Here is a 26,729-nt window from a genome sequence, read left to right as displayed (position 1 = left end):
AATTGAGTTATGAAAGTTGGAATTTTGGGAACGGGATTAATGGGAACGCCAATGGTAGAAAGATTATTAAATCAGAAAATTCCTGTTATTGCCTATAATCGCACCTTAGAAAAATTAGCACCTTTACAGCAGTTGGGAGCCAAAACAGTTAGCTCCCCTGAACAAGTAATTCAAGAGGCAGATTGTCTGATTTTAATGTTAACTAATGCTGCCGCTATCCAAGAGGTTTTAGGATTAAATTCCGAGCAATCTAACTTCAATAATCGTACTATTATTCAGATGGGAACCATTGCCCCTTCTGAAAGTAAACAACTGCGAGATAAAATTGTGGCTAAAGGGGGAGAATATCTAGAAGCACCCGTGTTAGGAAGTATTCCCGAAGCTAAAAAGGGGACTCTCTTAGTTATGGTGGGAGCAACGGAGAAACAGTTCCATCAATGGTCAAATTTATTAGCAAATTTTGGCCAAGAACCGATGTTAATCGGGGAAGTGGGAACCGCTGCGGCGTTAAAATTAGCTTTAAATCAATTAATTGCCTCTCTAACCAGTGCTTTTGGTTTAAGTTTAGCTTTTTTATCCCAGCAAGGAGTAGATCTAGAAAAGTTCATGACTATCCTGCGTCAAAGTGCCTTATATGCGCCTACTTTTGACAAAAAATTAACCAGAATGTTAGAGAAAAATTATGCTAACCCTAACTTTCCCACTAAACATTTACTCAAAGATGTCAATCTCTTTTTAGAGGAATCGGAGAAGTTAGATTTAACCACTTTTCCCCTAACAGGAGTACAGAGCCTTCTGGAAAAAGCTTTAGAAATGGGATTAGCAGAACAAGATTATTCAGCTTTATACGAAGCGCTGAAAAAAGAATTAAGTAGGTAGGCGTTAAAAATTATCAGACACCCCCCTTATCAAGCGTAGGGTTGATTCATGAATCAACCCTACCTTATCAAGGGGGGGCAGGGGGGATCGAACCTAAAATCCATTTTTAATTTAATTATAACCAGCTACTTATAAACCGCTTGGCAACATCAAAAAGACTCTTTTTGGTTTGTGTAGTCGGACAACTGATAGAAGAAAAACCGATAAAAGGCTTTAAATTTTCCTTAAGCTTTGTTGAGGTGGCCAAAAGAGGGGGTTAGAGTAAAAAGTGATGGAATTTTGGGCATATTCTCCTATGACGCTGACTGAATTTGGATTATTAGCGGGTTTACTTGTCCCCGGTATCCTGCTCTCGATTTTGGTGATGGTGAGTTTTGCCAAAGGGGGTTAAAAAGTGATAGGGACACCGATGAAAGTGTCTCTATCGAGATTAATCTATTTTGGGTTTTTTGCCCAATTTAATTGATTCTGTAGCTAACAAAATTGATTCTAAATGATGGCGCTTCTCCACTTGACCGAGGAAATAACCTGTCATCATCGCTGAAGCGAGAAGATTAGCCAAATTCTCGCGGTCGGTGGTAATTTGTACCGCAAAATCCTCTGAGGGTAACATTCCCACCAATCCCTTGACGTTTTGCGAGATAATATCTTTAATTTCGCTACTGACCGATTGGGCTATTCTCTCAAGGGTTTCAGGATGCTGCTGCTGGAGATACTGCATCAGACAGTTATCATTTTGTTCTTCGGTTTCCCAGGGAAAAAAATCAGGATTAAAAGTCATCAGAACTCCCACGCTGTAGTGGTTATTGGATTTAGGTTAACAAATCGCTCTTCTTGATTGCCCGAAGTCCCCCCTATCTTCTTCAAGTTTAGCTCAGTGATCAGAAATATTTACCCATAATACACCCTCTCTCTCCTTATTCCTGATCGGTAGATTCCAGAATACCCTGTTCCCTAAGATTGTCAACCTCGAAATATTGATGAAATTTATCGGTTACTTCTAACCAGTAGGATCTACCTTCATTTTGCTTGCGTTTTCTCACAAATCCTCGTTCTACCAAGTCCTGAACCTGTTGATAGGCCGTACTGCCGCGTAAATTGATTAAATCCGCTTGCAAAATCGGTCCCTTGAGCGCAATCGCTGCTAAAGTGCGGAGAGTTCCTGTACCTAATTCGGCCGGGATCAGGTCTTCGATCAAATTCTGATAAGCTGACCGCAATTGTAAACTATAACCGAGGGGGGTTTCCACCACTTCCAAGGCACTATCCCGGTGAGCATAATCGGACATTAACTCGATCATGGCATCTTCCACCGTCAAGCGATCGCTGTTGGTCAACGTCACCATCTCGGTTAAGGGGACAGGCTGCCCTTTTAGGTAAAGTATCGCTTCTAGACGGGTAGCTAGTCTGATCTCCTGGTGTGCTTCCGCGCTCAATCTCGACTACCTAAGTTTAGACAATGATTTAATATTCTACTAGAAGACGAACGAGAAAATTATGGAAACTTTTTGGAGTCAGGTTTTAGACTTTTGTTATCAGGCTACCGAGCAGGTGGGCGATCGCCTAGTAGCTGATTTTGGCAAATTACAGGCCACCAATAAAGCAGACGGGACTTTAGTGACGGCTGCCGACCGTTGGTCCGATGGCGAATTGCGATCATTAATTGCCCGCACTTTCCAGGATCATGGAGTCTTAACCGAGGAAACTACCCATATTTTCCCGGATCAAGAATGGTCTTGGGTAGTGGATCCAATCGACGGCACGACTAATTTTACTCGCGGTATTCCCATCTGGGGCATTTCCCTAGGACTTCTCTACCGGGGGACTCCCGTGTTCGGATTTGTTTATCTCCCCTGCCTGAAACAGTCCTATTATGGTTATTGGTACGGTGAGACGGGTTTAACCGGTCCGCTAGGGGCCTACTGCAACGGTCAACCGATTCACACCAGCGACGATTTTCCCAGCAAAAATCATCTGTTTAATCTCTGCGCTCGTAGTACGGGTGTATTTAAAAACCCCTTTCCCTGCAAAGTGCGGATGATAGGAGTGGCTAGTTATAATCTGCTTTTGGTTGCCGATGGCACTGTCTTGGGAGGAGTGGAAGCAACCCCGAAAGTCTGGGATATTGCTGCGGTTTGGGCAATTCTACAGGCCGCTGGCGGAGTATTTATCTCTTTAGGAGAAAAGATTTTTCCCTTGCAGGTGGGGGAAAATTATAGTGATCGATCCTATCCCTGTTTAGCCGTAGCTCGATCGAATTTAGCGCCGGTTTTCTTGCCTTTAGTCGGTTTTCTCAAGGATGTTGCTTGAATGGAGAATTGCTCAGGTTAGAATAGCTGCATTTATTGGTTTTATCTCTATTTAGGGCTGGCTGAATAAATCTAAAAACCTTGTTGGATAATATCTTTAAGCTTGTTTGAAATCAAAAACTGCCAGCCCTTGGAGTGATCAGGGGGGAAATTTAGGCACTTTTTGCCTGAAAATTAGGTAATTGACCCCCTGAAAATCGGTAAAACCCTACACTCCACACCCTACACCCCACACCCTGCCCCCACGAATTTATTTCATGAGTTTTGATACTTCCTCTCTCAGCGAACGCAACGATAAAGCCGAAGTCTATCAGCCGGTAATTATTCGCCTCGAAAATGTGTCTAAAATCTACGGCAGTGGCGAAACCATAGTTAAAGCCCTCAATAACATCAATTTAAGCCTAAAAAAAGGGGAATATTGCGCTATTATGGGGGCTTCAGGTTCGGGAAAATCCACGGTCATGAATATTATCGGCTGTCTTGATCGTCCCACCTTGGGGTCCTATTATCTAGAAAATCTCGACGTTTCCACGCTGCCGGATGGGGATTTAGCCCAGATTCGCAATCGTAAAATCGGCTTTGTTTTCCAGCAATTCCATCTTTTACCCCAGATGAGTGCGCTGGAAAATGTCATGTTACCGATGATTTATGGTGGGGTTCCTCCCCAAGAAAGAAAGGAAAGAGCGATCGCTGCTTTAACGAGGGTAAAATTGGATAATCGACTGCACAATAAACCCAATCAATTATCGGGGGGACAACAGCAGCGCGTTGCTATTGCTAGGGCAATTGTCAATCAACCCATATTATTACTTGCTGATGAACCGACGGGGGCGCTAGACTCGAAAACTACCCAAGAGGTGATGGCTATTTTCTCGGAATTGAATAACAGTGGCATTACTATCGTCATGGTAACTCACGAGGCTGATGTGGCGCGTCACTCTCAGCGCATTATCTGGTTTAAGGATGGTGAAGTGGTTTATCCTAATCTCGCACCGACGGATTTACACGAGGTGATTGGGTAGGGTAGGGATTTTTCAGTTATCAGTGAAAAGAAAAGGCTCTCCCAGCTTTGGTGGGTAAAATGTATTCTAAGATACATTTCTCTAAGATACATTTCTCCTAGCGAGGGGGTGGAACGAACCACAAAGACACAAAGGACACAAAGATCGATCGATCCTATGTCAATTAAACTTATCACACAGAACCTAGAAGAGCCAAGAAAACGGCAACTTCCTAATTAGATATCTGTTAGGGATTGGGAAGAAAACCAAAAAGTTTGGCTGCCCCTCCTAAAATGGCAACAACCAAAGCGATTAGAATCCCTCGATTGGTAAATTCCTGATTAGCGACTCTTGCAGTTAATCCTTTAATTTCTGTGGTTAGTCGCTCATCTAGGGCTTTAATCTCCCCTTTTAACTCCGATTGTCCTATCTCTAGCTTGTTAACATCCCTTTGTAGAGAGTCTATTTTCCCCTCAATCCTTGTTAGAACAGCTTCTAGGGAATAAGTCACGGTTTCGTTAGACATGAGCTAAACTCCTATATTTTGCTATGTTATAATCGCCTTATTTAGGGTTTGCCAGCGAGCAGAGAAAATCTGATACTGACGGTGATTATTGCCCCGATACCGGCACTAATTCCCCCAACAATTAGAGGTAAAATTAACCCCCGAAATCCCTGTAAGTCAGAAACAGACTTAACTAAAACAGATTGTTCATTTTCTACTTTTTCTAATCTTTTATCGATGCCCTCAATCTTAAAGCCTAAGGCTTTAATTTCCCCTTTTAACTCCGATTGTCCTGTTTCTACTTTGGTTAATCGTTCATCAATTTTGTCGAATTTTTGATTAACATCTCTTTGTAGAGAGTCTATTTTCCCCTCAATCCTTGTCAGAACAGCTTCTAGGGAATAAGTCACGGTTTCGTTAGACATGAGCTAAACTCCTATATTTTGCTATGTTGCAATCGCCTTATTTATGGGTTGCCACTGAGTAGAGAAAATCTGATGCTGACGGTGATTATTGCCCCGATACCGGCACTAATTCCCCCAACAATCAGAGGTAAAATTAACCCCCGAAATCCCTGTAAGTCAGAAATAGACTTAACTAAAACAGATTGTTCATTTTCTACTTTTTCTAATCTTTTATCGATGCCCTCAACCTTAAAGCCTAAGGCTTTAATCTCCCCTTTTAACTCTGATTGTCCTATTTCTAGCTTGTTAACATCCCTTTGTAGAGAGTCTATTTTTCCCTCAATCCTTGTTAGAACAGCTTCTAGGGAATAAGTCACGGTTTCGTTAGACATGAGCTAAACTCCTATATTTTGCCATGTTGCGGTCTCGCGTAGCGAGCGCGTTGCGACCGCCTAATCTTCTTTGGGCGCGATTGCTCCAGTGGGGACTAATTCTAATAATTCTCCAGGCTGTACTCAGTAGCGATCGCATTAAAATAATCACACAATCAATTAAAAGTATAATAATACTAAATCCATTGAGTACAGGCTAGTTATGAGGAGAGGCAAAAGGCAAAAGGGAGAATAAATAATCATTCTTTAATAACCGGATTTAATATTAGTAAAAATTATCAATTGAATGTTAAGAAGTGCGGAAAGTGGGATTTAATACTGCTCACTTAAAACTCAAATCTGATAACTGGTAACTGGTAACTGATAACTGATAAATCCTTAGATTTCGGGGGCTTTTAGGGAATAAAGGGAGAAACTGGGGGTTTTTGCCTTTGCCTGTTGCACTAAACTGGGGACAGAATTACGCGCTAGGGCGGTTAATTTATTGGTAGTAGCATCGTAAATCGTCGTAGCCACTTTGGGATAGAGTCCAATACCGATAATTGGCACTAATAGAGAAGCGATGATAAAGACTTCCCGGGGTTCCGCGTCCACTAGGGCATGGTGTTCTTCTAATTCCTTATTTTCCGGCCCGTAGAGAATTTCTCGCAACATGGACAAGAGATAAATCGGGGTGAGAATGACACCGATAGCTGCTAAAAAGACGATAATAACGCGGAAAGTGGGACTATAGGCATCACTGGTGGCAAAACCGATAAATACCATTAATTCCGCCACAAAACCGCTCATCCCGGGCAAAGCGAGGGAAGCGAGGGAACAGGTGGTCCACATGGCAAAAACTTTCTTCATTTTCTTGCCGACACCGCCCATCTCGTCTAACATCAGGGTATGGGTGCGATCGTAGGTACAACCGACCATAAAGAATAAACTCGCCCCAATCAGTCCGTGGGAAATCATCTGTAACATCGCCCCACTTGTGCCAATATCGGTAAAGGAAGCCATACCAATCAGGACAAATCCCATGTGAGAGATGGAAGAATAGGCAATTTTGCGCTTAAGATTGCGTTGGGCAAAGGAAGTTAAGGCGGCGTAGATAATATTAACTACCCCTAAAATCACCAAAACGGGGGCGAAAACGGCGTGAGCATCGGGTAACATCCCCATATTCATCCGTAAGAGCGCATAACCACCCATTTTAAGCAAAATTCCCGCTAGTAACATATGGGCGGGGGCAGTGGCTTCGCCGTGGGCATCCGGCAGCCAAGTATGGAGGGGGAAAATCGGCAGTTTTACCCCGTAGGCAATCAGGAAACCGGCGTAGAGGAATAATTGCAGTTTCAGGGGGAAGTCTTTACCAGCAATAGTCACCATGTCAAAGGAGACGGTATCGCCATAAAAAGCCATCGTCAGCGCCGCTACAAGGATGAATAGGGAGCCTCCGGCGGTGTAAAGGATAAATTTGGTGGCTGCGTAGAGACGGCGTTTACCGCCCCAAATGGAGAGGATGAGATAGACGGGGACTAATTCTAATTCCCAGACGAGGAAGAACAGTAACAGATCCTGCACGGCAAACACTGCAATCTGTCCCCCGTACATCAACAGCATCAGGAAGTAGAACAGTTTCGGTTTAAAAGTGACCGGCCAAGCCGCTAAGATAGCCAGAGTGGTGATAAATCCCGTTAAGATAATCAGAGGCATGGAGAGGCCATCGGCTCCTAAAGACCATCTTAGGTCAATTTCGGGCAACCATTGGTAACTTTCCACTAATTGCAGATTGGGATTAGCGAAATCGTAACTGCTATAGAAAGCGTAGATAATTAGGGCAAAGTCGATTAATCCCACCGTCAGAGCAAACCATCTCACGGTTTTACCGTCTTTATCGGGAATTATGGGAACCAATAAAGCGGCGACGATGGGAAAAAGGATGATGGCAGTTAACCAAGGAAAGTTCGTTAGATTCATCGGCTGTTTTAATATTTATTTAATCGTCAGAATCGAGAAATTAAGCTAGGGCTTTTAACGGTTTTACCTAGCAAAACCGCCTTTTTTCTCTTGTTCTCGCGGTTACATTTGACTGTACCTAAATCAATCTAGCAATTATTTTCCTATCCTTGTCTGTTAATATTGTTAAGTTTCAAGAGACTGCTGGCCTAATTAGGGTTTGAGAGTTCAAAAATGGGAAAAATAGCGATGAAGTTGCAGAAAATCTCTAAATTAAGTGGGTAGGTGTTAAAAATTGTCGGCTCCCCCCCATACTAATGGTAGGGTTGATTCATGAATCAACCCTACGATGAATCAACCCTACGATGAATCAACCCTAGGAGCAAGGGGGGAGGGGATAGTTCAGTTTAATCGGGCAAATCAAAGAGAACTCCGGTCATATAACGCTCTGCCCATTCCCAACCAAAGGCTTTTTCTAGTACACGCCGAGTTTTATCGTTTTTCTGCTGTTGACTACAATAATCCCGTTGTCCCTGTAAATAAATGCGCGCTTCTTCCCCGGAAAGAGGCTGACTTTCCTTAGCACATTTGCAGTGAATTGTCAAGAAATCTGTAACTCTTTGTAAAAATTGTCGTTCCTCGGCGGCGGTTTCGGGACGAATAAACAGACAATATTGGGAGAAAATATGACCCCAAGGCGGTAAATCACGAGCTTGGGCGAAATCGGCCGCAGGTAAAGCCGCTAAAGCTTGATTATAGGCACTAGGGAGAGTTTTATCGCTACTGGTGGGAGAAAGATCCACAATAGCGGCACTGATTCCCGCTTTGCCGGAGACTATATCACATCCAAACATCGGCAGCGGATATTCTGGACGGGGGAACATGACACAGTGGAGAATATCCAAACCATTGCCCAGTTTAGCCAATTCTAGGTGCATTTTGCGGAACTGGGGAGTTTGATAGCAGCGATTCTCGATAATTAATTTTTCCCCTTCTAAACGTCCCTCCACATAGCCTAAACCTTCCGGCAACTCAAAGGGCGACAAATCAAGATATTTTTCCCAGTGGGACAGAATTACCGTGGCTAATTGTCCAATCAGGGGATGAAGTAACGGTAAAATTTCAGGCTTGGTAACGGCTATCATGGGTCAGTAATCAGTTATCAGTTATCAGTAATCAGTAATCAGTTATCAGTAATCAGTCATCAGTTATCAGTAATCGGCTTTTTTCTCCTTATCTCCCCTGCTCCCTGCTCCCTTCTCCTATCTCCCTATTTTCCTATCTCCTGACATCTAAAATCCACTTTACCCCATGGAGCGATCGAGATTAGAACTGGGAAATATAAAATTAACTTCTTTGTCCTTCTCCCAATTTACCCTATGGTTAGTAGCGCTGCTCGTCCAAGACCTTCCTTAAAAACCCTCTGGCAAAAGATAGAATCTTCTCCCTTGCCGGAAACCGAGGAATCGATTATTTTAAGAATTCTGGTGCAAGCGTTAGTAATCGTCGGTATTATCGCCACCGATGTGGCTACCGATAGTTATACCAGTATTTGGGCTGTTCCTCTCAGTATTATCGGCGGAATCTGGAGTTGGCGACGCAGGAAAAAGCGCAATATCGGGGCAAAATTTTGTATAGCGATCGGAATGTTAGTGGTGTTGGCGCTATTCTTGGGTAATATCGTTGCGATGCAGGATAGTCGCATTGCCCTAACACAATTATTAATTCAATTACAAATTCTCCATAGTTTTGACCTGCCCCGACGCAAAGATTTAGGTTATTCTATGGTAATCGGTTTAATTCTCTTGGGAGTCGCCGGGACAATCTCCCAAACCCTCGCTTTTGCGCCTTGGTTAATCCTCTTTCTGCTTTTATCCCTACCTACCCTAGTTTTAGACTATCGTTCTCGTTTAGGTTTAGATAATCTCAATCAGAGTCTCCCTTTCTTCTCAAAGAAACCCCCACGTCTAGCCACAAAAAAATTAGTTTCCCCGCAAAATTCCCCCCTTTCTCCCAAACGTTTTGGGATTTTCTTTCTGACAATTCTCCTCTTGGGATTAACAATTTTTGCCCTGATGCCGCGTTTTCCTGGTTATCAAATTCAATCTTTTCCCGTCAATAGTCCCGAAGGTATGGAAAATCAGGGTTTTGAACAGGGAGACAGACAAATCGTTAACCCCGGCTATGTGCGCGAGGGTGAAACGGCGAAGGGTGGCGTAAATGGCGGTAATAGTCCCACTACAGGGTCAGGACAGTTAGATTCTACCTTTTATTACGGTTTTAACCCCCAAATCAACCAAAATTTGCGGGGAAGTATGACTCCAGAAATAGTCATGCGGGTACGTTCTCAAGCCCCCGGATTCTGGCGGGCCATGGCCTTTGATCGCTATACTGGTCAAGGGTGGCAAATCTCGCGAGATCAAGAATTAGAGGATTTAAATCGCAGTAGTTGGTCCTATCGCTTTTTTGTGCCGCTACCCGCAACCCAGGCCAAAACCCATCAGGTAGTCCAAACCTACAGCATTGTCTCCAGTTTACCGAATATTATCCCTGCCCTTACTTCGCCCCAGTTTCTCTTTTTTCCTACCCGACAGGTATCTTTGGACCGAGAAAATAGCTTAAGGTCGCCGGGGGGGTTAGCAGAAGGGCTAACTTATACTGTAATCTCACAAGTGCCGGAACGCAATCGCAGCCAACTGCGATCGGCCCCAGAAACCTACCCTAAGTCTATTCTCAACTATTATTTACAAATTCCTGCCGAAATTGCCCCGAAAGTCCGCCGAAAAACCGAGGAATTGCTGGCAAAATCTCCCACACCTTTAACCTCTCCCTACGAGAAGGCCCTATATTTGGCCCAAGCATTGAAGCAAAACTACGAATTAAAAACCGATTTGCCCTTTTTAGCCGAAAATGAGGATTTAGTCTCGGCCTTTTTGTTTCGTTTTCAGGGGGGTTACGCCGATCATTTTTCCACCGTGTTAACGATTATGTTACGCTCGATCGGTATTCCTGCCCGATTAGCCACCGGTTTTGCCCCTGGCCAGTTTAATCCTTTCACTGGCTTTTATGTTGTCCAAAATACGGACGCTTACGCCATCACAGAGGTGTTTTTCCCGGGTTACGGTTGGTACACTTTCGATCCTATCCCGGGCCACGAATTAATTCCCCCATCCTTTGAGGAAGCGAAACCTTTTAGCGTCCTCAAGCAATTTTGGCAATGGGTAGCCGGATGGTTGCCTTCCCCAGTCACGGGTTTTCTTGGTCTGATTTGGGAAAATGTTATCGTTACTATCGGTCAGTTATTGGCCTGGTTATGGCGCTTTATTTCCGGCAGTCTTTTAGGGGGAATTCTCGGCGGTTTATTGGGGGTCGTCTTCGCCTACGCTGGTTGGTTAGGATGGGGACAGTTCCATCGTTGGCGTCGGGGTCGCAAGTTAGCAAAACTACCACCAATCGAGCGTTTATACCAGCAAATGTTAGGAATCTTAACAGAAGCCGGTTATGGTAAACATCCCGCTCAAACCCCTTTAGAATACGCCACCGCCGCCCGCCGCGTCCAACCGCCGCCAGTGGCGAATATTATCGAGGAGATTGCTTGCGCCTACGTTGATTGGCGTTATGGCGGGAAATCGGCTAATATTGAGAGATTACGCCAACGTTTTCGAGAATTTGTCAAGTTGGTGAAAAAGTGAGCTTGAGCCTATAGTTAGGGTTTGCGGCAAAAAGTTTTTCAGCAAATCCTAGATTTAACGATGTCTTAACGCTACTCATAATGTGTCCACATCCGCAGGATTTTAACTATACCCTCAGATTGAATAACTTCGTACACAAGACGATGCTGAATGCTTATTCGCCGAGAGTACACACCATTCAAATCTCCCACTAACTTTTCCTAAGGCGGGGGATTTTGGAATGGATTGACCTGAAGAATGTCAAGCAACATCTGCGCTTTATTTTTTTAAATGACTAGAATTAAGCTTCTTAGGGTCTTTCTGCGCCTGTTTGGTGTAAACCAATTTCCACCTCACCATTCTAGCTCCTCAGCACATTCTTCAACCGGCGTTGCCAGTCCCTCCCGAATTGATTCTCGCATCCCCGGAATTGAGAGGAGATATAACGTTTCTTGTACCGATTTCCAATCCCCTTCAGATAGCAAAACTGCATTACCATCGCATCCCTCAATAATAATGGGTTCGTGGGAAACAGTTACTGAATCAATCAAATCCTGCAACTTTTGTTGAGCCTCATTAACCGGGATCATAAATCCTCCTAATTGTTTTCTACCAGTGCCGAAAGAAAATCCTCCGATAATCCTAGCGCCAATTACCCAAACCTGACTCCATTCGTAACTATCTCGGTGCTTACCCTAACGGCACTGGTAAGGCGATATTCTGACTTCATTCCAAACGACAAGTTTAAACAAATCTAAGCGCTTTCCTCACTAGATAATCGTCCTTCAATCGGTTCGTATTCATCTTCCAAGAGCCAGAGTTGAGCCTCTTCATAATCTGGAAACGCCTTGACGAGACGGTACTTTTCAGCAGGATCAAAAACATAACACCCCCTCGCCTTATCGATCAACACTAGCAGGATATAGGGAGGGGACTGCATGGAATCCACCCAAACTTCTAGGAAGCGCCAATTATCCTTCACTAGGTCGGGTTCGAGGAATTGCGTGATATTGGTTGTTTGCATTAATCTTAACCTCGCCGTAGAATAAAGAAGACTTTAAACCATCTGGGCTGATACGACAACCAATCGCTTCGGCAAAGAATAGCCCATAGCGCTCATAGTTTCGCACATTGCCCGTGTATTCACCCCTTTCCATGATAGCCTGAATAACTCGTAGCATTGTATCTTCATCTTTAAACACATGAATAGCTCGTCCTCGTAACAGTAATCTCCGTGATTGTGGAGTATTCGGTAAATGTTTAGAAATATGCTTAGTGTCAAGAAAAATCTCGCGATTAATTCCGCTCATAATGGTTAGACTTCAAGGTCTCTAATAATTGCTGGAATCGGCAGGCCGTCTTCCGCTAAAGCCGCAATATAACCGGCAATAGCCTCTTTTATATTAATCAAGGCTTCTTCTTTCGTTTTTCCTTGACTAACTCAGCCTTTGAGACTTGGACAATCCACAATCCAATAGCCGTCTTCGTCTCGATATACAATGACTTGCCTCATTTTTACACTCGCTTTTTAAGAAGTGTTAATAATTACCCCTAATCATAGCAAGCAACTCAGCCAAATTTATTTACCGTTCCTGCATTAGCCTTCCCCCCAACGTCATCTCTAGATTTAGTCCAGGCGCTGAAGAATACTTACACTAGCGGCGTTGGTTTTTCGCAACCAAAGTAAATTACATATCTTAAATTGAGAGTAACTAAACTTGACAATCGGTTTAACAATGCGCTAGAGTAACTGAAACTTCTAGACTGTAACGCTGGCGGAAGGGAGGCTATTAATTTCGACTAAATTTCTTTACTACTAAACTAAGAAAATATAATTATGACAAACTATCAAACAGAAATTAAAATCAAAGTTCCTTTAGATGTTGCTGAAACTTATTGGAATGCAACGGAAGAAGATCGTCAAAAAATAGCAGAAAAAATCGCTTTTTATGTTCAATCTTCAAATTTATCTAGAAAAGAATCTCTGGACAAATTATATAAAACGATGGATACTATTGGACAAAAAGCACAAGAGAGAGGATTAACCCTTGAAATTTTAGAATCTCTCTTAAATGAAGATAACTAAACGCTTTGTTATCGATACCAATATTATTATCAGTTAATATCGAGAGATTACGCCAACGTTTTCGAGAATTTGTCAAGTTGGTGAAAAAGTGAGCTTGAGAGCAGTTATCTTAATGGTGAGGTAGGAAGTTTTCGTTTTGGGGAGTCGATCGCCGGTCGTCCATAGCAAATTAGGTTACACTTTATCTTGATGAGAAAGGCTATAAACAAGACTATGTTAAGAAATGTAACCAAGGCCGAAACCCTTACTGTTGCCTTGTCTGCACAGTTAACTTTATTTTTGTCCGACTACCGATAATTCTCAGCCAGCAATTTATAAGCAGATCAATGTCATCTTGTCAAGTATTTGAACAATCAATTCAGATTAAAGCTAGTGCCACGACGGTGGAGCGTTGTATCACGGATTTAGAGTTAATGCGTCGTTGGTTGAATCCGGTGTTAGTTTGTGAACCTATCGGCGATTGGAAGACCGATATCGGTGGGAGAAGTCGTTTTTTGATTCAAATTCCCCTAATTCAGCCAACGCTAAAAAGTACGGTGATTGAGAGGGAACCGGGGTTAATTGTCTGGCAATTTGAAGGCTTTTTTCGCGGTTGCGATCGCTGGGAATGTCAACCCAATGATGACGGCACTTGTTTAATCAATCGTTTTGAGTTTGCGATTCCTAATCCGGTTGTGGGGTGGGGATTCCAGCAATTCGCCGCCAAATGGACTAAAAAGGATATGGAAGCGCAATTAAGACGCTTAAAAAGAGTAGCTGAGGAAATTTATCTACTTTCAGCAACAAGTTAAGCTGATGGGGTGGTAAGCGGGGGGTTTTGGGGATGGGAGAATACCCTCACCCCCAACAGCTAACCCCCGATCCCTAATCGATCGAGATCGACTGGGGACTGTTGCCGTTATCCTGATTATTGTCCTTAAAACTGACTAATCCCTGCTCTTCTAACCATTTTTTGAGGGGATCGTCCGAGAGTTTCAAGCGCAGTAATCCAGAGGCAAAACCACCGAAAAAAGCGATCGGTTGTTGAATCAGTTCTTTAACAACGGGTTGTAATTCATCGAGAAACATCTTATTCTATCTCCTGATATTGCCACACCTATCAATGTTAAGTTAATTGAAGTGATTCTGTAAGACTAGCATGACTGAAACTTCCGACACGGTAAAAAAATCTTTCCGGCTAACCCCGTTTATTTTCCTGGGAATACTGCTCATCTGGCTAGGAATTAGGTTCATTGCTCCCGATAGCGTCAGTTTATTCGCCGGTACTCGTCCCGATTATTTGGGAGTCAGGGAGGGTAAACTGGCCCCTTGTCCGGTCACTCCTAATTGTGTTAGTAGTCAGAGTCAGGATCAGGCTCATGCGATCGAACCCCTTAGTTATCAGGGTAGCGGTGAAAAAGCGATCGAGCAATTAGCTAAAATTATCGCCTCCCAACCGAGAACTAAAATTATTAACCAAGATAGTAACTATCTCTACGCCGAATTTAGCAGTCAATGGATGGGATTTGTCGATGATCTAGAATTTTCTCTTAATCCTAGCAAAAATGCGATCGATGTTCGCTCGGCCTCCCGGTTAGGAGAATCGGATTTAAATGTCAATCGAGAACGAGTGGAAACCCTGAGAAAACTCTTTTCAGTGATCAGTAAACAGTAAACAGTGAAAAGTAATCGGGTGCATCTCAATTTTGTAGAAATATCTATACTACATTTGGGCGCACGCGATGCGCCCCTACCATTGGTGCGATAATATTATTATTGTAGGGGCGAATTGCATTCGCCCTCTTTAAATGACTTCTGCTGCTCACCTATATGTCAGAGAAAGTCACCAATAGGAGATGCACCCAATCAGTAATCAGTAATCAGTAAACGGTGAAATGACTCAGAGAATACTGACTCGGAGAATAATATAAGAAAAATTATGTTTCGTCCCCAACCAATACCAGCAAAAGCAGGACAGGAATCCGTCTGGGATTATCCTCGTCCCCCGCGCCTAGAATTATCACCTAAACACCTAAAAATTATCTTTAATGGGGTGATAATTGCCGATACTAAAAGCAGTTATCGAGTTCTAGAAACCAGTCATCCTCCAGTTTATTATCTACCGCCCCAAGATATTAAAATGGAATACCTGCAAGCCACAGCAGAAAAGTCTTTTTGTGAGTGGAAAGGTCTAGCGGGATATTACAATATCACCGTTGGGGATCAACAGGCAATTAACGTCGCTTGGTATTATCCAGATCCGACACCAGAGTTTCAAGCAATTAAGAATTATCTGGCTTTTTATCCCGCCAAAATGACCGCTTGTTATGCCGATGGGGAATTAGTACAACCGCAACCGGGCAACTTTTACGGGGGATGGATAACCTCCGATGTGGTTGGTCCATTTAAAGGCGTTCCCAATAGTTGGGGCTGGTAATCACGTTAAGTAAGTAGTCGTGCAAAATTAACTTCTTGGTTAGGAAAGGCAAAAGGCAAAAGGCAAAAGGCAAAAGGCAAAAGGCAGGAGTCAGCTTTTTTCTTCCCACTTCCCACTTCATAATTCATAATTCATAATTTATAATTCATAATTCCCCTTAACTCCTAGTTTCTACTTTTTACGAGAAATTATGACTATATCCCAACCCGATCTAGAACCCACTTGGATGACGATTATTCGCCTCTTGCGCTGGGATAAACCCGCCGGTAGGTTAATTTTGATGATTCCCGCTTTATGGGCGGTATTTTTGGCGGCAGACGGTGTGCCACCGCTACCCTTGATCGGGGTGATCATTTTGGGAACTTTGGCTACTAGCGCCGCCGGCTGTGTGGTTAACGATCTTTGGGATCGGGATATCGATCCACAGGTCGATCGCACTCGTAACCGTCCTTTAGCGGCCAGAGCTTTATCGATCAAGGTTGGTTTGATTATCGCTCTAATTGCTTTCTTTTGTGCCGCAATTTTAGCTTTATATCTCAATTTCCTGAGTTTTTGCCTATGTGTGGCCGCCGTTCCCTTGATTATCTGCTATCCTCTCGCCAAGCGTTTTTTTCCTGTACCCCAATTGGTTCTTTCTCTCGCTTGGGGTTTTGCGGTTTTAATCTGTTGGAGTGCCGTCACTGGGGCGTTAAATAGTAATACATTTATATTATGGGGAGCGGTGATTTTTTGGACATTGGCATTTGATACAATTTATGCTCTGTCCGATCGAGAGGATGATCTCAAGGTTGGTATTAACTCTAGTGCCATATTTTTCGGCAAATACGCTCCGGAAGCCGTGGGGGTCTTTTTTGCCCTAACAGTAGGTTTATTGGCTTGGGAGGGGCAAAAAATGCAGTTATCAGCTTCTTTTTGGCTAGGGTTGGGTCTAGCGGCGATCGCTTGGTGGCGTCAATACCGGCTGTTACGTCAATCGGATTTACCTAAACCAGTTTATGGTCAAATGTTCGGCCAAAATGTTTGGGTCGGTTTTATTTTATTAGCGGCTATGATTGCGGGGAGTTTGTATTAAAACTCCCCCAAAAATGTCCCTAGAGTCAGTTTGTCTATTCTGACTCTAATAATCCCATTACCGTAGCTGATGGGTGTTCACCAGTCATCAAAGCTACCCGTCTTTGAAAATTTTTTTCCACAGCAATGCAGGTATTTAAGGGATCTAAAATACCCTTTCTGATTTCCCTTTCCCAAGAATAATTTCTTTCTCGGTGTTTAAATCTTGATAATTGCTGGGTGAAAACAGTAACCACTTGATAAATGATTTTTAAATCGTAAAGAGAGTCAATTTGAGAAATTTTAACCGCTAAAGCCCGAAATTGACGGGATATTTCTTGAGCTTGCTCTTGACTACAGCCATGGTCATGATGATAATAATTAACTACTTCTGCCATGTACTGAGCGTGTTTAGCGGCATTTTGAATGCTATGTTGAGCATTTTCCACGGGAGCAAGAAATCGATCTAATAATAGCTGTTGAGCGTAGGCATCGCGAAGGGAAGAATTAGAGATTACTTGTAATTCTGCCATTCTTTCTTCATGTTTACGGCGATTTTCGGCATAAATCTCCGTCAGAATAGTATCTAACAGCTTGGGAATCGGATAAAAGACATCAATCATAGGAAAATTTAGCTTAGTTTGTCTAGAGATAAGAAAATCTATTGATAGAATTACCCAAAATTGTAGCAGTGATCTGAATAGTCAGGTACGATAAAATCAAGTTAGTAAATTACCGCCCCTTAACCAATGTCTAACTCGAAATCTAGTAGCGTTTGGGACCACAAACCCCGTTGGTGTCAACCTTGGTCCATTCTGTTGACAGGAATTACCCTGATTGCTGGCTGTTGGTTTTTAACTCAGCGTCTCTGGTTAACTCTACTCCTATCTATTCCCATACTCCTCTGGTGGTTTGTCTTCCTAATTCTTTATCCGCGGACGCTGCAGCAACAGTTAAACACAGAAAGAATCGGGGAAAGCATTGATTAAAACAGGAAAGACAGGACAGGGATTTTTATCCTGTAATTGACTACTTTCATCTCCGCGAAAAGTGTTCCAACGGAAGGGAGCTTTTTTTTCACTCGACATCCATAAAAGTCTTTTTGCTCGCGTCATCGCTACATACAAAAGTCGGTATTCTTCAGCTTTTTTAAGTTGTCCAGCTTCTAACCAAGCGCTTAAAGGTGGGGGAATAATTGGTATGCTATCGGGGTTTAAATAGCGTTGATGAACCGCTGCTCGAATTTGCGCCCGGGCCACTTCTGCGAGGGTAAAATCTGCCAAAAATTTCGCCCCATTGGGAACCCAAGGTTTGCCCGGGATAATATCTTCGTGAAGAAAGGGAATAAAAACATAATCCCAGTCTAAACCCTTGGCTTTGTGCATAGTAATAATCGTCAGTTGTCCGGGACGAGTATAACAATCGTCGTTATCTTCTTCCACTCCTTCAAAGCGCTCAGAGGCGATAATTTCATTAAGAGTATTAATTGTATTTTTGAGAGAACTATTACCAGCAGTTTCCTGATAAATACGGGCGGTTAATTTTTGCAATGTGGCTAATTCTGACCCCGAATATTGGAGAGTCATAGCGAAAAAAGACAGGAGTTGATAATGGGGTAATTCTAATCTAGCTTTTAGTAAACTGCAGCAATAACGACGGGCGATTTTTTCGTTAGATTTCAGTTCAGGATCGAGGGGAGTGGGATAGAGAAACTGTTCGGGATAGGTAACTAAAGGATTTAAGTCTTGGGCAGTAATTAAACCCCTCAATTGTAGCACTTCTAAGGCCGCTTTGAGATAATCGGGAGAGTGGGGACGTTCGACAAAAGCCAATAGTTTCAGCATTTCGGCGGGAATTTGGGAAAAGCGATCGATCTCATTAGCTTCAAAAATTCTGATTTGATAACTTTTGTAAAAATGGGCGAATTTTTGAGCAAAAAAGTGTCCTTGTCGATTTTCTCTAACGAGGATAGCCGCATTATGTTGAGGGTTTTCTTGAAGTAATTTAACTAGACGTTTTTCAATTAATTCTACTGTTTGATAAATGTCATCGGGTTGATAAATTTCTAATCCTTTTCCCTCCTTGACTGGATTAGGTTGGGGATCTTCAGCACCGACGGGAAGAATCGCTTGAACTCGAAAAGGAGCCTCGGTAACTTTATGATTATCTTTTCCCTGTTTCCAATCTCGATCGACCCATTGTAACACTAAATTAGCAGCTTCAATAATTTTAGTATTGCTGCGACCTGCTTGGTTCATAGTGGATAAATTGCCTTCGTTTTGACAACTTTCACAAAACCAATTAAAGTAAACAGGATCGGCGGGGGTAAAGGTAGAATTAATCGCTTGATTGGGATCGCCGACGCGAATTAAATTAGGTATTTCACCGTCATTATTTTTTGCTAAAATAGTAATTAGTTTTTCTTGGAGAGGACTAGAATCCTGTGCCTCATCTTCAAAGACTCCAAAGACAGATTTTTGCCATTGTCGGCGAATTTTTTCTTCCTCTAATACTCGCAAGGCTCCTAAAATCATGTCATCATAATCTATATAGTTTTTCTGACGCATCAGGATTTCATACTGTTGGTACAAACCACTAGCAATAGCGAGAATTTGATAATTATCTTCGGTATAGTGGCTTAATTCCCAGACTTGCTGCGGTGATAATCCCGAACTTTTTAGCTCATGAATGGCCGTATAGGCAAGACTAGGTAAAATTTCGGTTCTCAGCACCGATTGACGGCGTAATCTTTCTGTTTCTTCCCCATCAAATTCCACTCCTTCTAATAACTTTTGATAACGAATTGGTTCAGTAATTAGCCATTTTTCCACCGAGTTTCTAATAATTCTATGGCTAGGAGTCGGAATAACTAAGGTAGAAGATTCGAGGTCTAATCCCGATAATTCTGGGTAACGACGGGCTAATTGTAGAGCCAGTCCGTGCAGAGTTTGGACGCTGAAACCTTGGACCGAAAGTTGTAAATCTTGCAAGCGTTGTTTAATTTTAGCTTTAATACTAGCGGCAGCCGAGCGCGTGTAGGTGACAATAATTAACTGTTTTTTAGCATGAAGTTGCTCACGAGCAATAACCATAGCGGCAGCTACGGCCAAACTGTGGGATTTTCCCGCCCCCGGCACCGCAGAAATGGCCATTTTTCCCCCTTGCCAATCGGCTAATTCCTGTTGTCCGGCTCGCAGTTGTTGCCGGAGATTTACCAGTAAGTTTTCTCGATTAATTACTTTAGTTTCGCTCATTATTCTACGCCAATTTTATTTTTAGTTTAATTGTATTACTATTTTAGTTTATCTTTAAACTAATTGCTGTAAAAGTTAGCTACAGATAACTAGAATGGGGAGATGGGTTTTTTTCAGTGAACAGTAATCAGTAATCAGTGAAAAGAAAGTAGCAAAGTTTTCCCCTAACACTGTCCACTTAAAACTGTAATCTGATCACTGATAACTGATAAGTAGGTAGGTATTGAAAACTTTCAGATCCCCCCGCCTATCGGCACCCCCCTTATCAAGGGGGGCAGGGGGGATCGAACCTAAAATCTATCTTTAATTTAATTATAACCAGCTACTTAACTGATCACTGATCACTGATATATAGCCAATTTTGTTGTACTTCTACCCGAATTTTGCCGGTTAAGGAGGAAGTGGCATCGCGATTAACACCAGTAATGAGATTAACCACTGACTCAACTTCGGCAAAATTAGGTGATGAGGGTAAATATTGAGCTAAAAATAAACGAATCACTCGTCTTTGTATCGCTAGAGGTAGAATTTGTAAAGGGGAGCGATCGAGTCTTTGTTGATCTAGATCGATAACCTGACGAAAAATATCCCGGGCAATACTATCTAAATAATCGCTTTCTGCTTCCAAAATTTCAGCAGTTTGGGCGAGATGTTTTTCGATTTGGGGGTTTAAATTAGTTTGCAGGTAGGGTAATAATTCCTGACGGATGCGATTGCGAGCATAGCGTAAATTCTCATTAGCTCGATCGTACCAGATCGGTAATTCTCGACTTTGACAAAAAGCGAAAGTTTCCCCGCGAGTGACATTTAAGAGGGGACGGACTAAAAAAATATCTGGGGTTAAACTTGTCAACCAAGTTAAGGCAGAAAGTCCATCACTACCGGCTCCGCGCGTGAGATTATAAAGAAAAGTTTCCGCTCGATCGCTCCTCGTGTGTGCCGTGAGAAGATAATTAAAACCCTGTTCTTGGGCGATTGTTTGTAAAGCTTGATAACGCCATTGTCGGGCCTTGGCTTCCGTTTCCGCCATGGGGGGTGCGGTGGCAATATAAACGGGTAATTGCCAAATTTCGGCGATTTTACGCACATGATCCACTAATCCTCGGTCGTAAGACCAACGGTGATCACAATGAGCGATCGCTAGTTGCCAACCCCAACGAGAGCGCAAATCCAGCAATAATTGACCTAAACAGAGGGAATCCTGACCTGCCGACAATGCCACTAACAGAGACGCATTTTTAGGTAATAATTGTCCCTTTTTGACTGTGGTTTCCAGACGAGTATGGAGAGGTGTCCAAAAATTAGCCAAAATTTTTAAATTTATTTACTTGACAAATGACAGATAACTAGAACGGGAGAGGGAATTATGAATTATGAATTATGAATTATGAATTATGAATTATGAATTATGAATTATGAATTGGGAAGAATAAATAAAAGCAATCTTCTGATAACTGATAACTGATAACTGATAACTGATTTAACCTTGCCAATTAACCCAATCTTGGGGTTTTAGGAAGATATCATAGAGTTTTGCTTCTGGGGTATTGGGTGCAGGTTGATAACAGTATTCCCAACGGACTAAAGGAGGTAAAGACATCAAAATCGACTCGGTACGACCGTTAGTTTGCAACCCAAAAATTGTGCCACGATCATAAACTAAATTAAATTCTACATAACGACCGCGACGATAGAGTTGAAACTGACGTTCTCTGTCACCGTATTCCGTCGAGCGGCGTTTCTGGACAATGGGAACGTAAGCGGGTAGAAAAGCTCGGCCACAGTCATTAATGAAACTAAAAATTTCTTCCCAGTTGCGGGGTTGTTGGGGAGATAATTTTTCTGAATAGATAGCGGCATCACTTTCGGCAAAAGGACCACGATAGAGAGGGTCTAAACCGTCTTGGTAATCAAAGAAAATCCCGCCGATGCCTCTGGCTTCCTGACGATGATTGAGATAAAAATATTCATCACACCAGCGTTTAAAAACGGGATAATATTCAGGATGATGTTGGTCGCAAACCTGTTTAAAAGTGCGGTGAAAATGACTAGCATCTTCTTCAAAAGCATAGTAGGGAGTTAAATCGGCACCGCCGCCAAACCACCAAACCGGGCCGGCTTCAAAATAGCGATAATTGAGGTGAACCGTGGGAATATAAGGATTGTGAGGATGCAAAACCATCGAGGTTCCCGTGGCGTAAAATTGATGACCGGCAGCCTCGGGCCGTTGTTTGGCAATGCTAGGAGGTAATTCTTTCCCCCAAACTTCCGAAAAATTCACCCCTGCTTGTTCAAAAATTGCCCCTTCCCGCAAAACTCGCGAACGTCCGCCGCCACCTTCGGGCCGTTGCCAACTATCTTCGATAAATTTTGCTTGTCCATCCACTTCTTCTAATCCCTGACAAATTTCATCCTGTAGGGATTTCATAAATTCACTGACGCGGCTACGGCTATCACTGGCGGGCAAATTGGCAAGGGTGGGGGTTGTGGTGAATGCAGTCATACTCAAGGATCAAAGTTGATAACTCAGTGATTATATTACTACCGGGTGATGAAACGGCCGCTCTTCGATACTTAACTTAACATTTAGACCGGTTAGGTGTTGGGTGATGGGGTTTTAGTTGAATTCCCCCATTTCCCCTAAATCAATGTTAATTTTTAAGTCTCAACTGGGCATATTAGAATTAGTCCCGACCAAGGGACAATAACACAGACCCCCAATTTTTACCACTATGCCCTCCCGTCGAATCATCATCGGTGACGTTCACGGTCAATACGATCCTCTTTTGCAGCTAATAGAAGCAATCGCGCCTCAAGAAAAGGAACCAGTTTATTTCTTGGGCGATTTAATTGATCGTGGTCCCAATAGCGCCCAAGTGGTTGAATTTGTTCGTCAACACCGCTATCGTTGTCTATTGGGCAATCATGAACAGATGCTGCTAGAGGTGTTGGGCAGCCAAAGAATGATCGGGGAAATGTTGCCAGGTTGGCTTTATAATGGCGGTAATACTACTCTTTTTAGCTATAACCACAAAATACCGCAAGATCACATCGATTGGCTGAAAACCTTGCCTCTTTACCTCGATTTAGGCGATATTTGGCTGGTTCATGCCGGGGTTTATCCCCATTTACCCCTCGAAGAACAAGATGCTACTCATTTTTGTTGGATCCGCGATGAATTCCACAGTATACCGGAACCTTTTTTTAGTGATAAATTAATTATCACTGGCCACACGATTACTTTTACTTTTCCGGGGGTAAATCCGGGGCAATTAGTCGCCGGTGCCGGTTGGCTAGATATCGACACGGGAGCCTATCATTCCCACAGTAATTGGTTAACTGGATTAGATATCACTAATCGTTTGGTTTATCAGGTCAATACCAAAGATAAAACTCTGCGAAAATTTGATTTAGAAGATATAACCACCTCAATTAATCCTACCGAAGTCTATACTAAAAGAATGCAGCCCACCCCTTAAAAATAACTGTTATTAACAAAAATATAATTCTCGGACAGGGAATGATACCAAATTCATGCAGATAGCTCAGATGTTAATCTCTGGGTTGGATAACAGGAACCAGCAGCTTAGCCTATTGGGATTCTTTGATCGTAGGTTCTCAAGAGCGGTAAGTAGCTGGTTATAATTAAATTAAAAATGGATTTTAGGTTCGATCCCCCCTGAGTCCCCCCTTAATAAGGGGGGTGCCGATAGGCGGGGAGATCCCCCCTGAGTCCCCCCTTAATAAGGGGGGCATCTGATAATTTTTAACGCCTACCTACTTAAATTGAATAAAGAATTGTCCAGCTTTCTTTCACCCATGACTCTCCCCTCGGATTTTCCCCTAGAACCACCCGCTACCAATAAAGATCCCCATCGTGATTATCGCGGACTCGATCGCGATAAACTCACCCCTATGTACCAGCATTATGTGGAGGTAAAAGAAACCTATCCCAATGCTCTTTTACTCTATCGTGTGGGCGATTTTTTCGAGTGCTTCTTTCAGGATGCGGTGATTATCTCCAGAGAATTGGAATTAGTTCTCACCAGCAAGGAAGGGGGTAAAGGTATTGGGAGAGTCGCCATGACCGGAGTTCCCCACCACGCCCTAGAGCGCTATAGTCGTTTATTGGTGGAAAAAGGCTATGCGGTGGCGATTTGTGACCAAGTAGAAGATTCAACGGAAGCAGCCGCCGAAAAACGGCTCGTAGAACGCGCTATCACCAAACTGCTCACCCCCGGAACCCTCACCGATGAGGGAATGTTAAACGCAAAAAAGAATAATTTTCTGGCCGCAGTGGTGATTACCGGAGAAAATTGGGGATTAGCATATTCAGATATCTCCACCGGAGAATTCTACACCACCCAAGCCAGTGATTTAACGGCTTTAAGCCTAGAATTAAGCCGTTTACAGCCCTCAGAAATCCTTTTTCCCATCAATGCCCCCGATTTAAACCGTATTTTGCGCCCCGGGGAAAAATCCGACCATCTCCCCCCCTGTTTACCCGATAGTTTTTGTTATTCTCTCCGTCCCCAAAATATCTTTACTCTCACAGAGGCGAAAAATCGTCTCCTAATCACCTATAAAATGCGTTCCCTAGAGGGGATGGGCTGCGAACATTTACCCCTCGCTATTCGCGCAGCTGGGGGCTTATTAGAATACATTGAAGATACCCAAAAAGCCAATCAAGTCCCCCTACAACCCTTAAAAACCTACTCTATCTCCGAATTTTTGATTTTAGATGGGCAAACCCGTCGTAACCTTGAAATTACCCAAACGGTGCGCGATGGTAGCTTCTATGGTTCTCTATTATGGGCGATTGATCGCACTTGCACGGCCATGGGTAGTCGCGCTTTACGTCGTTGGTTACTGCAACCTCTCTTAGATTCTCGCGGTATTCGCGCCCGTCAAGATACTATCCAAGAGTTAAAGGATAATCCCGCCCTGCGCCAAGATATTCGGCAAAAATTAAGGGAAATCTACGATATAGAACGTTTAAGCGGTCGTGTTGGCGCAGGAACAGCTAACGCCCGCGATTTACTTTCCCTAGCGGCATCTTTAGTCAAATTAGCCGATTTAGCGGCTTTGGTTGCTTCGGGAAATTCGCCCTATTTGAAAGCTTTACAGCAAATTCCCGCCGATTTAGAAAAATTAGGCCAGCAGGTGATAGCGCATCTGGTGGAATCTCCTCCGCTGCATCTGAAGGAAGGGGGGGTGATTCGCGAGGGAATTGATGCCCAATTGGATGCCCTGCGGCGCGACTATCAGGAAGTAATCGATTGGTTTAAGAATCTGGAGACGACAGAGAAAGAAAGAACGGGTATTAGTAATCTTAAGGTTAGTTATAACAAAACTTTCGGTTATTATATCAGTTTACCCCGCAGTAAAGCCGATTTCGCCCCAAAAGAGTATGTGCGTAAGCAAACTTTAGTCAATGAGGAACGTTATATCACCACCGAGTTAAAGGAGAAAGAAAATATAATTCTGACGGCAGTAGATGAATTAAATAAGTTAGAATACGAGATTTTTAGCGATTTACGCCGTCAAGTGGCCGAATTTTCCCCAGAAATCCGGGAAGTAGCCACAAAAGTCGCCGCTTTAGATGTGTTGGCAGCATTGGCAGAAATCGCCGTTTATCAGGGATATTGTCGCCCAGAAATCGCCGATGGTCGTCTTATCGATATTAAAGATGGTCGTCATCCCGTGGTGGAACAATCCCTGGGGGCCGGCTTTTTTGTGCCGAATTCGATTAATTTGGGCAATCAGGAAGGTTTAGAATACCCCGACTTGATTATTCTCACCGGTCCCAATGCTAGTGGCAAAAGTTGTTATCTGCGACAGGTGGGATTAATTCAATTGTTGGCCCAAACCGGCAGTTTTGTCCCGGCAAAGTCGGCCAAAATCTCCATCTGCGATCGCATTTTCACCCGGGTGGGGGCTGTGGATGACCTCGCTACCGGCCAATCCACCTTTATGGTGGAAATGAACGAAACCGCCAATATTCTCAATCACGCCACAGACAGATCATTAGTATTATTAGACGAAATTGGCCGGGGGACAGCCACTTTTGACGGGTTATCCATAGCTTGGTCTGTGGCGGAGTATTTAGCCACGGTACTGCAATCGCGGACGATTTTCGCCACTCACTACCACGAACTAAACGAATTAGCTTCAATTTTAGAGAATGTGGCTAATTATCAGGTAACAGTCAAAGAATTACCCCATGAGATAGTATTTTTGCACCAAGTACGACCGGGAGGCGCGGATAAATCCTATGGTATTGAAGCGGGGAGATTAGCCGGTTTACCAGCTTCTGTGATCGATCGTGCCATGCAGGTGATGGGTCAAATCGAAAAACATAGTAAAATTGCGATCGGTTTGCGTCAAGGAATTAAGAAAATTAAACCGGTTAAGTCGGATAATTCCCCCTCTCTGCAGCAGTTAGATATTTTTGATGACAGTAAGTAGGTATGTGTTAAAAATTATCAGACACCCCCCTTATCAAGGGTAGATCCCCCCGCCTATCGGCACCCCCCTTATCAAGGGGGGCAGGGGGGATCAGACACCCCCCTTATCAAGGGGGGCAGGGGGGATCAGACACCCCCCTTATCAAGGGGGGCAGGGGGGATCAGACACCCCCCTTATCAAGGGTAGATCCCCCCGCCTATCGGCACCCCCCTTATCAAGGGGGGCAGGGGGGATCAGACACCCCCCTTATTAAGCTATCCATTAGTCGGATCTTTCTTAACAAAAAGAGAAGAAACTTAAAAAAAGGGGAAACGATTGATAGGTATAGTTTTGAAAGAAGGAATTAAGGTGGA

Annotated in this window: 27 protein-coding genes and 2 pseudogenes; 12 read left to right on the top strand and 17 right to left on the bottom strand. The window is 43.3% G+C overall.

The genetic code is table 11. From position 1 onward, the window contains the following. Positions 1 to 9: 9 nt before the first annotated feature. Positions 10 to 879, top strand: a complete 870-nt coding sequence (locus LW728_RS14015) for an NAD(P)-dependent oxidoreductase (protein ID WP_287767031.1) — start codon at positions 10 to 12, stop codon at positions 877 to 879. 430 nt (positions 880 to 1,309) lie between these two features. On the opposite strand, the gene LW728_RS14010 is transcribed toward LW728_RS14015, so the two are convergent. Then, positions 1,310 to 1,660, bottom strand: coding sequence for a DUF760 domain-containing protein (locus tag LW728_RS14010; protein WP_002803308.1), 351 nt, complete (start codon positions 1,658 to 1,660; stop codon positions 1,310 to 1,312). A 136-nt stretch (positions 1,661 to 1,796) separates the two neighbouring features. Continuing rightward, positions 1,797 to 2,315, bottom strand: a complete 519-nt coding sequence (scpB, locus tag LW728_RS14005) for an SMC-Scp complex subunit ScpB (RefSeq protein WP_002803303.1) — start codon at positions 2,313 to 2,315, stop codon at positions 1,797 to 1,799. Positions 2,316 to 2,376: 61 nt separating this feature from the next. Here scpB and LW728_RS14000 point away from each other — a divergent pair, with 61 nt between their 5' ends. Both LW728_RS14000 and LW728_RS13995 read left to right on the top strand, forming a co-directional pair. Then, positions 2,377 to 3,189 carry an inositol monophosphatase family protein gene (locus LW728_RS14000; protein WP_287767029.1) on the top strand — a complete coding sequence of 271 codons (813 nt, stop codon included), beginning with the start codon at positions 2,377 to 2,379 and terminating at the stop codon, positions 3,187 to 3,189. 256 nt (positions 3,190 to 3,445) lie between these two features. Further along, positions 3,446 to 4,210 (top strand): ABC transporter ATP-binding protein, encoded by a 765-nt coding sequence (locus tag LW728_RS13995; protein WP_002803301.1) that lies wholly within the window; start codon positions 3,446 to 3,448, stop codon positions 4,208 to 4,210. A 226-nt stretch (positions 4,211 to 4,436) separates the two neighbouring features. Here the strand turns inward: LW728_RS13995 and LW728_RS13990 are convergent, their stop codons facing one another. The 5 genes from LW728_RS13990 to LW728_RS13970 form a co-directional block, all read right to left on the bottom strand. Then, positions 4,437 to 4,715: a hypothetical protein gene (locus LW728_RS13990; protein WP_002735949.1), complete on the bottom strand. Its 279-nt coding sequence runs from the start codon at positions 4,713 to 4,715 to the stop codon at positions 4,437 to 4,439. A gap of 41 nt (positions 4,716 to 4,756) precedes the next feature. Then, a complete protein-coding gene (locus LW728_RS13985) occupies positions 4,757 to 5,119 on the bottom strand; it encodes a DUF4164 family protein (protein WP_002803300.1) in 363 nt (120 codons plus the stop codon). A 41-nt stretch (positions 5,120 to 5,160) separates the two neighbouring features. Then, entirely contained in the window at positions 5,161 to 5,490 is a 330-nt protein-coding gene (locus tag LW728_RS13980; protein WP_002803299.1) for a hypothetical protein, read from the bottom strand. A 378-nt stretch (positions 5,491 to 5,868) separates the two neighbouring features. Beyond that, positions 5,869 to 7,452: a photosynthetic/respiratory NAD(P)H-quinone oxidoreductase subunit D1 gene (ndhD1, locus tag LW728_RS13975; RefSeq protein ID WP_002768562.1), complete on the bottom strand. Its 1,584-nt coding sequence runs from the start codon at positions 7,450 to 7,452 to the stop codon at positions 5,869 to 5,871. A 386-nt stretch (positions 7,453 to 7,838) separates the two neighbouring features. Continuing rightward, complete coding sequence (locus tag LW728_RS13970) at positions 7,839 to 8,576, bottom strand: phycocyanobilin:ferredoxin oxidoreductase (RefSeq protein ID WP_287767027.1); 738 nt, start codon at positions 8,574 to 8,576, stop codon at positions 7,839 to 7,841. 234 nt (positions 8,577 to 8,810) lie between these two features. Between LW728_RS13970 and LW728_RS13965 the strand changes: the two genes are divergently transcribed. Further along, on the top strand, positions 8,811 to 11,123 hold the full coding sequence (locus LW728_RS13965; RefSeq protein WP_287767026.1) for a transglutaminase TgpA family protein: 2,313 nt from the start codon (positions 8,811 to 8,813) through the stop codon (positions 11,121 to 11,123). A gap of 71 nt (positions 11,124 to 11,194) precedes the next feature. Here the strand turns inward: LW728_RS13965 and LW728_RS13960 are convergent. The 5 genes and pseudogenes from LW728_RS13960 to LW728_RS13940 form a co-directional block, all read right to left on the bottom strand. Further along, positions 11,195 to 11,462 (bottom strand): annotated as a pseudogene (locus LW728_RS13960) (Txe/YoeB family addiction module toxin). Beyond that, the gene (locus LW728_RS13955) at positions 11,456 to 11,692 is read right to left on the bottom strand and encodes a type II toxin-antitoxin system Phd/YefM family antitoxin (RefSeq protein ID WP_002762994.1); all 237 of its coding nucleotides are present in this window, start codon (positions 11,690 to 11,692) and stop codon (positions 11,456 to 11,458) included. The pseudogene LW728_RS13960 and the gene LW728_RS13955 overlap by 7 nt, the downstream one beginning before the upstream one ends. A 164-nt stretch (positions 11,693 to 11,856) precedes the next feature. Then, positions 11,857 to 12,126: a hypothetical protein gene (locus LW728_RS13950; RefSeq protein WP_002736772.1), complete on the bottom strand. Its 270-nt coding sequence runs from the start codon at positions 12,124 to 12,126 to the stop codon at positions 11,857 to 11,859. After that, entirely contained in the window at positions 12,074 to 12,412 is a 339-nt protein-coding gene (locus LW728_RS23415; protein ID WP_002788010.1) for a DUF6972 family protein, read from the bottom strand. Before LW728_RS23415 ends, LW728_RS13950 begins: the two co-directional genes overlap by 53 nt. Before the next feature lie 5 nt (positions 12,413 to 12,417). Beyond that, positions 12,418 to 12,615, bottom strand: a pseudogene (locus LW728_RS13940) (type II toxin-antitoxin system HicB family antitoxin). A gap of 324 nt (positions 12,616 to 12,939) precedes the next feature. Here LW728_RS13940 and LW728_RS13935 point away from each other — a divergent pair. Together LW728_RS13935 and LW728_RS13930 are read left to right on the top strand one after the other, a co-directional pair. Next, positions 12,940 to 13,188 (top strand): hypothetical protein, encoded by a 249-nt coding sequence (locus tag LW728_RS13935; RefSeq protein WP_159250049.1) that lies wholly within the window; start codon positions 12,940 to 12,942, stop codon positions 13,186 to 13,188. A gap of 326 nt (positions 13,189 to 13,514) precedes the next feature. Then, positions 13,515 to 13,979 carry an SRPBCC family protein gene (locus LW728_RS13930; RefSeq protein WP_002736419.1) on the top strand — a complete coding sequence of 155 codons (465 nt, stop codon included), beginning with the start codon at positions 13,515 to 13,517 and terminating at the stop codon, positions 13,977 to 13,979. A 73-nt stretch (positions 13,980 to 14,052) separates the two neighbouring features. Here LW728_RS13930 and LW728_RS13925 read toward each other — a convergent pair whose 3' ends face one another. Continuing rightward, positions 14,053 to 14,256: a ssl0294 family protein gene (locus tag LW728_RS13925; protein ID WP_002791803.1), complete on the bottom strand. Its 204-nt coding sequence runs from the start codon at positions 14,254 to 14,256 to the stop codon at positions 14,053 to 14,055. Positions 14,257 to 14,326: 70 nt separating this feature from the next. Between LW728_RS13925 and LW728_RS13920 the strand changes: the two genes are divergently transcribed. The 3 genes from LW728_RS13920 to LW728_RS13910 all read left to right on the top strand — a co-directional run bounded on the left by LW728_RS13920 (position 14,327) and on the right by LW728_RS13910 (position 16,676). Then, positions 14,327 to 14,842 carry a DUF1499 domain-containing protein gene (locus LW728_RS13920; protein ID WP_287767024.1) on the top strand — a complete coding sequence of 172 codons (516 nt, stop codon included), beginning with the start codon at positions 14,327 to 14,329 and terminating at the stop codon, positions 14,840 to 14,842. 264 nt (positions 14,843 to 15,106) lie between these two features. After that, complete coding sequence (locus LW728_RS13915) at positions 15,107 to 15,604, top strand: DUF427 domain-containing protein (protein WP_002779848.1); 498 nt, start codon at positions 15,107 to 15,109, stop codon at positions 15,602 to 15,604. A gap of 190 nt (positions 15,605 to 15,794) precedes the next feature. Next, on the top strand, positions 15,795 to 16,676 hold the full coding sequence (locus tag LW728_RS13910; RefSeq protein WP_287767021.1) for a 4-hydroxybenzoate solanesyltransferase: 882 nt from the start codon (positions 15,795 to 15,797) through the stop codon (positions 16,674 to 16,676). A gap of 34 nt (positions 16,677 to 16,710) precedes the next feature. Here the strand turns inward: LW728_RS13910 and LW728_RS13905 are convergent, their stop codons facing one another. Then, positions 16,711 to 17,277, bottom strand: coding sequence for a hypothetical protein (locus LW728_RS13905; protein ID WP_287767019.1), 567 nt, complete (start codon positions 17,275 to 17,277; stop codon positions 16,711 to 16,713). 126 nt (positions 17,278 to 17,403) lie between these two features. On the opposite strand from LW728_RS13905, the gene LW728_RS13900 reads away from it, so the two are divergent. After that, positions 17,404 to 17,643: a DUF6737 family protein gene (locus LW728_RS13900; RefSeq protein ID WP_016514583.1), complete on the top strand. Its 240-nt coding sequence runs from the start codon at positions 17,404 to 17,406 to the stop codon at positions 17,641 to 17,643. On the opposite strand, the gene LW728_RS13895 is transcribed toward LW728_RS13900, so the two are convergent. From LW728_RS13895 to hemF, 3 genes are all read right to left on the bottom strand, one after another. After that, on the bottom strand, positions 17,608 to 19,908 hold the full coding sequence (locus LW728_RS13895) for an ATP-dependent helicase (protein WP_287767017.1): 2,301 nt from the start codon (positions 19,906 to 19,908) through the stop codon (positions 17,608 to 17,610). The two genes, LW728_RS13900 and LW728_RS13895, sit on opposite strands and share 36 nt — an antisense overlap. 334 nt (positions 19,909 to 20,242) lie before the next feature. Further along, a complete protein-coding gene (gene tilS, locus LW728_RS13890) occupies positions 20,243 to 21,217 on the bottom strand; it encodes a tRNA lysidine(34) synthetase TilS (protein WP_002804612.1) in 975 nt (324 codons plus the stop codon). A gap of 171 nt (positions 21,218 to 21,388) precedes the next feature. Then, the gene (gene hemF / locus LW728_RS13885; RefSeq protein ID WP_002791810.1) at positions 21,389 to 22,411 is read right to left on the bottom strand and encodes an oxygen-dependent coproporphyrinogen oxidase; all 1,023 of its coding nucleotides are present in this window, start codon (positions 22,409 to 22,411) and stop codon (positions 21,389 to 21,391) included. A 229-nt stretch (positions 22,412 to 22,640) separates the two neighbouring features. On the opposite strand from hemF, the gene LW728_RS13880 reads away from it, so the two are divergent. Both LW728_RS13880 and mutS read left to right on the top strand, forming a co-directional pair. Then, entirely contained in the window at positions 22,641 to 23,387 is a 747-nt protein-coding gene (locus LW728_RS13880) for a metallophosphoesterase family protein (protein WP_287767014.1), read from the top strand. Positions 23,388 to 23,727: 340 nt separating this feature from the next. After that, a complete protein-coding gene (mutS, locus tag LW728_RS13875) occupies positions 23,728 to 26,376 on the top strand; it encodes a DNA mismatch repair protein MutS (protein ID WP_287671501.1) in 2,649 nt (882 codons plus the stop codon). The last annotated feature ends 353 nt before the right edge of the window (positions 26,377 to 26,729 follow it).

Origin of the sequence: Microcystis sp. 49638_E5 (genome assembly GCF_021300285.1) — a bacterium.
Taxonomy (GTDB): Bacteria; Cyanobacteriota; Cyanobacteriia; order Cyanobacteriales; family Microcystaceae; genus Microcystis; species Microcystis aeruginosa_C.
The sequence above is the reverse complement of the archived record's forward strand: the minus strand, read 5'-3'. Positions and strand labels throughout refer to the sequence as shown.